Raw genomic sequence first — 10,975 nt, forward strand, 5'->3', positions numbered from 1 at the left:
ATCCATGCGGTAGAGCGCGCGTGCGCTGGCTTTGGCGTTGAGCCAGGTTTCAAGACGGAGCAGCAGGCGCGACAGGCCGTGAATCGACGGTGCGGCAGGGAGTGGCAGAAGGTTTTCTATGGCTGGCCTGGTCGACATGACGGCCTCCCTTGTCTCAGGTTTCGCCAGCAAATCTGCTCCTTGCCTGGGGTCCAAGCAAATGCGAACTTCTTGGCTTCAGCCCAAGGTTTCCTTCGCTTCCCCATGACGCGCCGCCACCTTCCGCCCTTGACCTCTCTGCGCGCTTTCGAAGCCGCGGCCCGGCACCTCAACTTCGAGAAGGCCGGGGACGAACTCGCCGTCACCGCCAGTGCGGTCGGCCAGCAGGTGAGATCGCTTGAGGCCTGGCTGCGCCGCCCTCTCTTTACGCGCCTGCCGAGCAAGGGCGTCGCCCTGACGGCGGTCGGGGAACGCTATGCCGCGACCGTTTCGCTGCTGCTCGATCAGCTCAACGAGGCCACGGCGCGCGCCTTACGGCCTGATGCGCCCGGTATTCTGACTGTCAGCACATTGCCGACCTTCGCCCTCACTTGGCTGATCCCCCGCCTCGGTTCGCTGAAGGAGCGTCACCCCGATCTTGAGGTGCGCGTTTCGATCTCGACGGGTTTGACCAATTTCGACGGCGAGGATGTGGACGTGGCGATCCGCTCCGGCCGCGGCCTCTATCCCGGCCTGCGCTCGGACCTGCTGATGGAGGAGAATTTCTTTCCGGTTTGCAGCACCACCCTGCTCGGTGATCCCGACCGGCCCCTGCAGGAGCCCGCTGATTTGCGCCATCACACGCTGCTGCATGAGATCCCGGATGGAATACTCGATTATGTCACCTGGCCGCGCTGGCTGTCCGCGGTTGGGCTGCCTGACATCGATGCGACGCGAGGGCCGAGCTTCTCGCACATGTTCCTCGCCTTGCAGGCGGCCGCTTCGGGCCAGGGCATAGCCCTCGCCACCAATGTCCTGATCGGGGACTATCTTGATGCGGGTCGCCTCGTCCGGCCCTTCCCGCATCAGGTCAGAGGGCCACATCAATATTATCTGGTCTGCCCCGAGATCTCCGCCGAAAGGCCGGCCATTGCGGCCTTTCGGGCCTGGATATGCGGCGAAGCTGCCGCCCATCGCGCGGTGGTGACACCATGACCTGCGATCCCGGAAGGGCGTAGGCTGCGCCGCGATCCAGGGCGGCCGGAATGAGCGGATCGTCTCGCCGGAACCTGGCAAGCACCCTCTCGTCGAGGGGGACTTCGAATGCGCGCAACCTCGCGGCAATGTTGCTGCGTCAGGAGAGGCTGGGTCAAAGCGAGCCTGTCCTAGCCATGCGCATTCTCCTGGTGGAAGACGAGCCGGAAATGGCGGCGGCGCTCCGCGCAGCCCTGGCCCAGCACGACATGGTCGTCGACCATGTCACCACGCTGGCGGAAGGGGAGGAGGCGATCGCGACTGCGGCGCACAGCGCAATTCTGCTCGACCGGCAATTGCCGGACGGCGACGGCCTGACGCTGATCCCGAGGCTTCGTGCCCGCAAGCAGATCGCGCCGGTGATCGTGCTGACCGCGCGGGGCGACCTCGGGGACCGGGTCAAGGGCCTGGACATCGGAGCCGATGACTATCTCGCCAAGCCGTTTGCGATCGACGAGTTGCTGGCTCGGCTGCGAGCCGTGCTCCGCCGTGCGCCGGTGATGGCTCCCGATCGGATACGGGCAGGGCGCCTCGACTATGATTGGCATGATCGCTGCGCGACCATTGATGGGGTTGGGCTCGATTTGCCGCGCCGGGAGCTGCTGGTGCTGGAGGCTCTTCTGCGCCGACGTGGGCGCACGGTGCAGCGTGCCGCGCTGGAGGAGGCGGTCTACGGCTTCGATGACGAAATCCAATCGAATGCGCTCGACATGCATGTGTCGAACCTGCGTCGGAAGCTGACGAAGGCGGGGGCCGGCCTCGAGATTCACGGAATTCGCGGCGTCGGTTATCTCCTCAAACACGCGGCATGACCTGGCCCCGCGCGCATTCGCTGAAATGGCGCCTCGTCCGGCGCCTCCTCGCGTTGCAGGCCGCGACGCTCTCGCTGCTCGTCGTCCTGGTCATCGGTGCGCTCTACCTCGGCGGCCATCTGTTCAATTTCGAATCCGAGGATGTGACGGTCGATGTGCTGAAGAGCGCGGTCACGCGCGATCCTGCCGGCAGGCTTGTCCTGCAAACGACGCCGGCGCTGGCGAAGCTGCGGTCGGATGTTCCCGATCTCTGGTTCATCGTGCGCGACCGGCTTGGCCATACGCTGACCGAGGGAGCTCCGCCGCCCCATTTCGCACGCATCGGCGACGCGCTCGACGATGTCGGGGTTGCGAGGCTCGGCTGGAATCTTGGCGATCCCCCGCGCACGAATGCACTGATCCGCTGGGTCGATGGCTCCGCGGGGCAGATCCAGATTGCAACCGGACCGGGGGCAGAGGCGCCGCTGAGCTGGCTCGTTCAGGGGCTCCTGATCGTCTTCATGAGCTTCGTTCTTCCGGCCCTTGTGGTCATGGGGCTGGCGACGATCATTGCAACGCCTATCGTCGTGCGCAGGGCGCTTGCCGGCCTTGGAAAGGTAGCGGAGCAGGCCGAGCGGATCGATATCGAACGGCACGGCGAACGCCTGCCGACCGACGCCACCCCGAGCGAATTGACCCCGGTCGTCGCTGCGGTCAACCGCGCCCTGCAGCGGCTCGACGAAGGTCATGTGCGGCACAAGCGTTTTCTCGGTGATGCTGCACATGAGCTGCGGACGCCGATCGCGATTTTGCAGACGCGGCTCGATATCCTGCCGGATACGGCTCAGCGGGCGCGGCTTTACGAAGACGTAGCGCGGCTTGCCGTCATGGCGGAGCAGTTGCTCGACATGCAACGGATCGATCACAGCACCAAGGATTTTGCCAGGATCGACGTCGTGACGATCGGCCGGCGTGTCGCCGCCGATCTCGCGCCGCTGGCGATCGCCTCAGGCTATCAGGTGGCCTTCGAGGCTGAGGCCGACCAGGTTGCAGCATGGGGCGACCAGTCCGCGCTTGAACGGGCGCTGGCCAACCTCGTGCAGAACGCAATCCAGCACGGCGGACGCCACGGCACGATCACGATCGCTGTCGGGCGCGAGCGGACGATCGAGGTCGCCGACGAGGGGCCTGGCGTGCCCGTCGATCAGCGCGACCGCATTTTCGAGCCGTTCTGCCGGCTGGCGCCGCGCGAGCGGGGAGCGGGATTGGGGCTGCACCTCGTCCAGGAGATCGTTCGGCGCCATTCCGGCCAGATCACCGCCCTCGACCCGGCCGCGTCCGGCGCGCGCTTCCGGATTACATTGCCGCCGCCGGCGGTTGATCCCTCCTGCCCGGGCATAATGCTGACATAACCCACGCGGGCGAGATGTCGCTGGCCAGCGAATGGTCACGCATCGTGCGGAGACGTTGTCGCGGCTGAGAAGGCCGGCATCGTTGAAAGCCTGTTTCCTGACTGTTGCTGCTCGCTGCGGGCGTGTCGCCAGAGCGCGGCGCCCCCTCTTGATGACGGCGATGCTTGCGCTCTGGACTGCAGCGTGTGCCGCGCCCGCCAACCTGCCCTCGAACGCGCCGCTGATGCATGACCCCGCTCCTGCAGTGCGGCTGTCCGCGGGAGTTCCGGCACGCACCGGCGTGATCCTCGCATTCTCAGGCGGAGGAGCGCGGTCCGCGGCCTTCGGATATGGCGTGCTGTCGGCATTGGCCGAACAGCCGTCTCCGGGCGATGAGACGCGCAGGCTCGCCGACGATATTGGCGTGGTCGCCGGTGTCTCCGGTGGGGCCATTCTTGCCGCCCATCTGGCCCTGCACGGGCCGCGAGCCTTGCCGGAGTTCCGCCGCGCCTTTCTCGACCAGGACGCAGAAGCGTCGCTGCGCATGGCCTATACGCCCGAGAACCTGCTGCGCGCCTATCATGGTGGCGTCAATGATCTCTCCGGTCTTGCGGCCTGGCTGGATGCCAGCCTGTATGGTGGCGCAACGATGGGCGATCTCGGTCAACGCGGACGACCAAGGCTCCTGCTGCACGCGACGGATCTCTACAATCGGGCGCCGTTCCCGTTCGATCGGGCGAGCTTCCGCTCGATCTGCAGCGACTATGACAGCTTCCCCCTGGCGCACGCGGTCGCGGCCTCGTCCGCGGTGCCGGTCGCTTTCGCTCCGGTCGTCCTGCAGAATTTCACCGGGGACTGTCCCGTTGCCCGAAATGCGCCGGCCGCGGTCCGGCTTCCTGCCGGGAGCTCCCAGTTCGACAGGCATGTTGCGGAGTCCCAGGCGCGATACGCCAGTGCGCCGGATCTCCGCTATCTCAAGCTGCTTGACGGCGGCCTCGTCGACAATCTTGCGGTGCGAAATCTCATCAGGTCGCTCAAGCAGCCTGCGCCGGAACCTCTGGGCATCGCTGCCGCGCGGCATCTGGAGCGCCTGATCATCATCGTGGCCGATGCCTCCACGCGTGTCGGTGGCGAGATGTCCAGCGCGGTCGAGGGCCCGACAGCGCCGTCGGCGATCGTTGCGGCTGCCGATGCGATGATCGATAGCGCCAGCCGGATGAGCCTTGACGCACTGGAAGGAGAGGCTGCGCACTGGCGTGACCGGCTGGTTCGTTGGCGCTGCGGCAGCACAGCCGCGCAGGCCGGGTGCGGAAGACTTGATGTCAGCGTGGTGCGGTTGTCCCTCGCGGATGTGAGCGGGCAGGCAGAGAAGGCTCACATTCTCCAACTGCACAACACGCTCAGCCTGAAATCCGGCGATGTCGATTTTCTCGCGGGCCTGGGGCGAACCTTGCTGCTCGGCAACGAAGGTTATCGCAGCTTCATCAAACCGGCGTGGCGCGACGGCCCGCCCCACGGCTGAATGCCTTCGGCAACAGCTGAGCCCGGCAATCCCAACCCGCCGTGTTCTTCTCTGCCGGCTCGCGCGCTGCGTCGTGGTGGGCCGGGGCCGCTATTGGCTGCGCTGCTGTCGCACCGGCGGGGCTTTGATGGAGGAATGTCGGTTGGGTGCGAAGACGCCTGCCCCCCTGCTGCGCAGAGAGCTCTCCCCGCGGGCTATACCGAGCTGAGCAGAATGCTGGTTTCGCTGTTGAGGATGCCGTCGATGGTGCGGACCTCGCGCAGCACGCGATCGAAATCGCTGAGGCTGGAGGCGCGGATCTCTGCGATCAGGTCCCAGGTTCCATTGGTCGTGTGCAGCGAATGCAGTTCCGGCAGGCCGCGCATCTGCCGGATCACCGCGGTCGTCGAGCGGCCCGTGACCTCGATCATCATGATCGCCCGAATGGCCTTGTCGTCATAGTCCTGCCGGGAGCGCACGGTGAAACCGAGCACCGCGCCCGACTCGATCAGCCGGTCGAGCCGGGTCTGCACCGTTGCGCGCGAGACGCCCAGAATGGTCGCGAGCTTCGAGATCGGCGCGCGCCCGTCCTCTCGTAGCGCTGCGATCAGGCGGTGATCGAGCTCGTCGAAGATATGCATGGCAATCTGTCTATTCGATGTGAGCGGTTTGATCAACAAATCGCATAAATCTGAACTTGTTCGCAATTCAGTGTGCAAATTGCATTGGCTAGAATGCCCTCCATTCCAGAAAAGCGCGCAGGGAGGGCCGACCAATGGTTCAGTATGTAGGCGTCGAGAACATGGTTCGGCTGATCGCTGCCATCGGCATCGAGCCTTATCTGATTGGCCTTGCGGGCTATATCGAGGAGGATTTTCGGCGCTGGTCCCTGTTCGAGAAGGCGCCGCGCGTCGCCAGCCATTCTGCCGACGGCGTGATCGAGCTGATGCCGACCAGCGACGGCGAGCTCTACGGCTTCAAATATGTTAACGGCCACCCCAAGAACACACGCACCGGCCTGCAGACGGTGACGGCCTTCGGCGTCCTCTCCGATGTCGAGACCGGATATCCGCGCCTGCTCTCCGAAATGACGATCACCACCGCGTTGCGGACCGCCGCAACCTCGGCCGTTGCCGCGCGCTATCTCGCACGTGAGGATGCCGCGGTGATGGCGATCATCGGCCTCGGCTCRCAGTCGGAGTTCCAGGCGCTGGCCTTCAAGGCGCTGAACGGCATCCGGCGACTGCAGGTCTATGATATCGATCCGGCTGCGACCGCGAAATTCAGGGCCAATCTCGCGGGGCACGGGCTCGAGATCGAGGTGGCGAGCAGCGCCGAAGCGGCCGTGATTGGCGCCGATATCATCACCACCGTTACGGCCGACAAGCTCAAGGCGACGATACTCTCCGACAACATGGTCGGTGCCGGCGTGCACATCAACGCCGTCGGCGGCGATTGCCCGGGCAAGACCGAGCTGCAGCGCGACATCCTGTTGCGCGCCGATGTCTTCGTCGAATTCCCAGAGCAGACCCGCATCGAAGGCGAGATCCAGCAGATGGAGCCGGATTTCCCGGTCACGGAGCTCTGGCGCGTGATCATCGGCGAGACCAAGGGGCGCCGCACCGAGGACCAGATCACCATCTTCGATTCCGTCGGCTTCGCCACGGAGGATTTTTCGGCCCTGCGCTATCTGCGCGATCAGGTCGAGGGCACCGACTATTATGACGAGATCGACCTCCTCACCGAGCCGGAAGATCCGCGCAACCTGTTCGGCCTGCTGAACGCGCCGGTCGCTGCTCCTCGTGCCGTTCTCGGGGCGCGATGATGCAAAAGCTCTCCGTCCAGGCGGCGCGCAGCGTCGTGATGATCCGTCCGCATCACTTCAGCCCGAACCCGGCGACGGCCGCCGATAATCTCTTTCAGGGCACCGATGCTGCACGCAGCGCCGCCGCCATCGCCGCCGAAGCGCATCGTGAAGTGACGCGTGCTGCGGCGCGGCTGGAGGAAGCCGGCATCGCCGTGCATCTCTTCGAGGACGAGGGCAACGCGACGCCCGATTCCGTCTTCCCGAACAACTGGTTCTCGACCCATTCCGGCGGCCATGTCGCGCTCTATCCGATGTTCTCGCCGAGCCGGCGCAAGGAGCGGCGGCACGACGTCATCGAGATGCTGAAGCATCGCTATCGGGTCCAGGACGTGATCGACTATTCCGGCCTGGAGCAGGACGGGGTCTACCTCGAAGGCACCGGCGCGATGGTGCTCGATCATATCGAGCGTGTCGCCTATGCCGCGCGTTCGAACCGCACCAACGAGGTGGCGCTGGAGCGCTTCTGCACGCATTTCAATTTCGAGCCGGTGGTCTTCGATGCGGTCGATGCGGCGGGCCGGGCGATCTATCACACCAATGTCCTGATGTGCGTCGGCACGGATTTCTGCCTGATCGGGCTGGCCACCATTCGCGATGCGGCGCGCCGGAACGAGATTGCGGAGCGACTGGCCCAGGGGCGCATCATCATCGATCTCGACCACGGGCAGATCAACGCGTTCGCCGGCAATGCAATCGAGCTGCAGGGCAGCAACGGTCGCGTCGTGGCGCTGTCGTCACGCGCCTTGCAGGCTCTGCGCCCGGAGCAGCGTGCGACGTTGGAGGGTCTTGCGACCCTGCTGCCGCTCGACGTGCCGACCATCGAACTCGCCGGTGGCTCGGTGCGCTGCATGCTGGCGGGCATCCATCTCGCAGCGCGCGGAGCGCTTCAAGCGGCCTGAGCCTGTTCAGCGCGTCTGTCTTCCGACGAGACCGCGCCATTCTCGATCGGATCGCTGCCAGGCGGCTGCCTGCTGTGGAGCCCCGGAGAGTCGCTTGAACCCGCTCAGACGCTACGTCAGCGGTAGATTAACCTGTCATATAAATTCCTGACTAAACTCACGGTTGTGGCTATTTCGGCGGCTGACGCAGCTGCTATGGATGTGCCGGACAAGTTTCCGTCGAATCTGACGCGATAGCGAGCTTCGCCATGCACCAGACAACCTCGCACCTTGCCACGCCGCGGGTCGACCGGGTGATGTTTTCCGGTGAGCGACCAGTGTTCCGGCGGCTGGTGACGCGCGGCGCATTGCTGGAGCTGCTCACGCTCGGCTTCTACCGGTTCTGGCTTGCAACCGATATCCGACGGCATTTGTGGTCGAATACCTCGGTCGGCGGCGACCCCGTGGAATATACCGGCCGAGCCAAGGAGTTGTTGATCGGCTTCCTGATCGCGATGGCCATTCTGGTACCGGGCTATCTGGTCGGCTTCCTGGTGCCGCTCCTTCTGATCTCTTTTCTCGGTGGCCCCGAAGCCGGAGGAATCGACACGCTGGCCGGCATTCCGCTGTTCTTGTTCCTCTATCTGTTTTCACAATTCGCGCTCTACCGCGCGCGACGGTACCGGGTCACGCGCACGGTCTGGCGCGGATTGCGATTTGGGATGGGCGGATCGGGCTGGGGCTATAGCTGGCGCGCCGGATCATGGTCTCTGCTGGTCCTGTTGACCGCCGGACTGGCCTTGCCGTGGCGGCAGGCGGCACTCGAACGCTTCAAGATGCGCCATACCTCCTATGGTACATTGCAGGGCCGGTTCGAGGGAACCGGCAGCGACTTCTTCAAGCAGGCCTGGTTCCTCTGGCTTCTGGCCTTGCCGGCGGCGGTGCTCGTGATCCCGCTGCCGTTTCTCTATGGCGCGTACAAAGCGATCGAATGGCGCTGGTGGGTCTCGGGTATTCGTTTCGGTGACGTGGCGTTCCGCTCCGATCTCGAGCGGAGCGACTTGATCAGCAGCTATTGGAAAGTCGTCGGCTGGTCGCTCTTGCTGGTGCTCGTGCTGGGGCTGTGGTTGGTGGGCGTAACCGTCGGGGCAACCTACCTCGCAGGAGGGAGCGCGGAGCGCATTCAGGTGGCCATGCAGCATCCGCTGGTCTTGCTCGCTCTGGGGGTGGGCTATTTGGTGGCCGCGATCGCTTTCGGCGCGGTGGTCCGAATCTACCTCACCCGCGACATCTGGGCGAAGATCGCGGGACGGACGAGCGTGCTCAACCTGGCTGCAGCCGACGACGTCATCGGTCAGGGTGCCGCCGTTGGTGCGCTGGGCGAAGGCTTTGCCGACAGCCTCGACATTGGCGGCTTATGACAAGGTGCGACCCGGTCCCGCATCATGACTTCGAACGGGCAGTCCGAACATCCAGCTGTCTTCTTCGACGGCAGCTCGAATCGCAAGCGCCGGGTCGCGCTGCGGTTTTCGCGCAAGCTTGAGATCGCCGAGGATGACCTCGTCATCGCGTCCTGGCCCTATGACGACATTCGCCGGGCGGACGGACAAGCAACCCTGCGCTTGAGTGCCGTGTCGGCCCTGCCTCTCGCCCGGCTGGAGGTCGCCGACGAGGCGACGGCGCAGACACTGCTTGCCCGTTGCGGAGCGCTCGATCTCGCAAGCGGCGGCAGCCAGACCTGGCGCATCGTCGGATGGTCGCTGGCCGCCGCATGTTCGATCGTGATGATCACGCTTTACGGCATTCCGCTCCTCGCCGACCGGCTTGCGCCGCTGGTCCCCATAGCGGCGGAGAAGCGTCTGGGCGATGCCGTGGACAAGCAGGTGCGTGCACTCATGGGCGGCCATGTCTGCGCCCAGCCGGCGGGACAGCGCGCCTTCGCGAAGATGGTGGACGGGCTGAGAGAGGCAGGAGGCGTTTCCATTCCGATGGAGGCGCAGGTTCTGTCATCGGCCATTCCCAATGCCGTCGCCCTGCCGGGCGGCAAGATCTATCTGTTCGAAGGGCTGCTGCAAAAGGCACAGAATCCTGACGAGATTGCTGGCGTGATCGCGCATGAGATCGGCCATGCCCATCGTCGCGACGGCCTTCGCCAATTGATTCAAACCGGGGGCACGTCCTTTCTGATTGGCTTGCTGTTCGGCGATATCACCGGCAGCGGCGCAGTGATCTTTGGCGCCCGCTCGATCCTCGACGCGTCGCATTCGCGTGATGCGGAAAGCGGCGCGGATGATTTTGCGGTTGCGGCGATGACCGGGCTCGGGCGATCGCCGGCTGCCCTGGGTGAGTTCCTCGTGCGGATCACCGGCAGCGACAGCCGCGGCACGATCCTGGACAGCCATCCGCTCAGCGCCGAGCGGCTGGACCGCATGAAGCGCCTCGACCGCCCGACGACCGGACCGGCGATCCTCACCGATGTGGAATGGCAGGCGTTGAAGGATATCTGTGTCGGGTCCAAGCCCTGAACAGCACGGCGGGCGGGCTGTTCTGCCATTCGAACTGTCGCGGGAACGCTCCAGGATCGCGCCGCGATCAGGCCCTTCGATGGTCTCTCTGTCTGTTCAGCGCGTCTCGATGCTGGCGAGATAGGCGCGCAATTCCCGCTCTGGCCCATGCCAGGAGGCACTGCCCTTGCCCTGGAGCTCCGGGGCTTCCTTCCAGCCGGGCTCGATACCGGTCATGTCGGGCAGGAGATGGGCGATGCCCTTGTGGCAGTCGATGCAGGTCTTCTCCTTCGGAATCAGGAAGCGGCTGTGGATCTCGGCTGCCCGGCGCGTCTGCTTGGTGAAGTCCATCGCGACGGTGGAATGGCAGTTACGGCATTCCAGCGAGTCGTTTGCCTTCAGCCGCGCCCATTCATGCTTGGCGAGCTCCAGCCGGTGGTCGAGGAATTTCTGGCGTGTCGAGATGGTGCCGAAGATCTTGCCCCAGACCTCCTTCGAGGCCTGCATCTTGCGGGCGATCTTGTGGGTCCATTCATGGGGGACATGGCAATCGGGGCAGCTGGCCCGCACGCCTGAGCGGTTCGAGAAATGAACCGTCTGGGTCAGCTCCTGATAGACGTTGTCGCGCATCTCGTGACAGGAGGTGCAGAATTTCTCGGTGTTGGTGACCTCGAGCGCCGTATTGAACGCTCCCCAGAACATGACGCCGCAGATGAAGCCGCCGAGCGTCAGGAACCCCAGGGACAGATAGGCGCTGGGCCGGCTGATGACCCGCCAGAACCAGACCGCGAGGTTCCACGCGCGCAGGAAGAGAGCCTTCAGCTTGCCCAT

General features: G+C 64.9%; 11 protein-coding genes (1 of these 11 cut by a window edge). 8 read left to right on the forward strand and 3 right to left on the reverse strand.

What is annotated here, in order from left to right; all coding sequences use genetic code 11:
- Positions 1 to 138, reverse strand: the 5' portion of a protein-coding gene (locus AC1DGP_RS25625) for a DUF1127 domain-containing protein (protein ID WP_069877934.1). 78 nt of this gene lie to the left of the window's left edge; only the first 138 of its 216 coding nucleotides appear in the window; the start codon lies at positions 136 to 138; its stop codon lies off the left edge, out of view.
- 105 nt (positions 139 to 243) lie between these two features.
- Between AC1DGP_RS25625 and gcvA the strand changes: the two genes are divergently transcribed.
- The 4 genes from gcvA (at position 244) to AC1DGP_RS25645 (ending at position 4,916) form a co-directional block, all read left to right on the forward strand.
- Positions 244 to 1,173 carry a transcriptional regulator GcvA gene (gene gcvA / locus AC1DGP_RS25630; RefSeq protein WP_476832650.1) on the forward strand — a complete coding sequence of 310 codons (930 nt, stop codon included), beginning with the start codon at positions 244 to 246 and terminating at the stop codon, positions 1,171 to 1,173.
- Positions 1,174 to 1,349: 176 nt separating this feature from the next.
- Positions 1,350 to 2,024, forward strand: a complete 675-nt coding sequence (locus tag AC1DGP_RS25635; protein ID WP_441490411.1) for a response regulator — start codon at positions 1,350 to 1,352, stop codon at positions 2,022 to 2,024.
- Positions 2,021 to 3,415 (forward strand): sensor histidine kinase, encoded by a 1,395-nt coding sequence (locus tag AC1DGP_RS25640; RefSeq protein WP_476825577.1) that lies wholly within the window; start codon positions 2,021 to 2,023, stop codon positions 3,413 to 3,415. Before AC1DGP_RS25635 ends, AC1DGP_RS25640 begins: the two co-directional genes overlap by 4 nt.
- Before the next feature lie 151 nt (positions 3,416 to 3,566).
- Positions 3,567 to 4,916 carry a patatin-like phospholipase family protein gene (locus AC1DGP_RS25645; RefSeq protein WP_476825578.1) on the forward strand — a complete coding sequence of 450 codons (1,350 nt, stop codon included), beginning with the start codon at positions 3,567 to 3,569 and terminating at the stop codon, positions 4,914 to 4,916.
- Between the two features lie 194 nt (positions 4,917 to 5,110).
- On the opposite strand, the gene AC1DGP_RS25650 is transcribed toward AC1DGP_RS25645, so the two are convergent.
- Positions 5,111 to 5,536, reverse strand: a complete 426-nt coding sequence (locus tag AC1DGP_RS25650) for an Lrp/AsnC family transcriptional regulator (protein WP_043242225.1) — start codon at positions 5,534 to 5,536, stop codon at positions 5,111 to 5,113.
- A gap of 134 nt (positions 5,537 to 5,670) precedes the next feature.
- Between AC1DGP_RS25650 and AC1DGP_RS25655 the strand changes: the two genes are divergently transcribed.
- The 4 genes from AC1DGP_RS25655 (at position 5,671) to AC1DGP_RS25670 (ending at position 10,165) form a co-directional block, all read left to right on the forward strand.
- Positions 5,671 to 6,720, forward strand: coding sequence for an ornithine cyclodeaminase (locus tag AC1DGP_RS25655; RefSeq protein ID WP_441490408.1), 1,050 nt, complete (start codon positions 5,671 to 5,673; stop codon positions 6,718 to 6,720).
- Positions 6,720 to 7,661 carry a citrulline utilization hydrolase CtlX gene (gene ctlX / locus AC1DGP_RS25660; protein ID WP_441490407.1) on the forward strand — a complete coding sequence of 314 codons (942 nt, stop codon included), beginning with the start codon at positions 6,720 to 6,722 and terminating at the stop codon, positions 7,659 to 7,661. The genes AC1DGP_RS25655 and ctlX overlap by 1 nt, the downstream gene beginning before the upstream one ends.
- Before the next feature lie 248 nt (positions 7,662 to 7,909).
- A complete protein-coding gene (locus AC1DGP_RS25665; protein WP_476832651.1) occupies positions 7,910 to 9,061 on the forward strand; it encodes a YjgN family protein in 1,152 nt (383 codons plus the stop codon).
- 24 nt (positions 9,062 to 9,085) lie between these two features.
- A complete protein-coding gene (locus AC1DGP_RS25670; protein ID WP_476832652.1) occupies positions 9,086 to 10,165 on the forward strand; it encodes a M48 family metallopeptidase in 1,080 nt (359 codons plus the stop codon).
- A 96-nt stretch (positions 10,166 to 10,261) separates the two neighbouring features.
- Here AC1DGP_RS25670 and AC1DGP_RS25675 read toward each other — a convergent pair whose 3' ends face one another.
- Positions 10,262 to 10,975, reverse strand: a complete 714-nt coding sequence (locus AC1DGP_RS25675) for a cytochrome c3 family protein (protein ID WP_441490404.1) — start codon at positions 10,973 to 10,975, stop codon at positions 10,262 to 10,264.

The sequence above is a fragment of the Allobosea sp. 05T433 genome, from assembly GCF_056396065.1.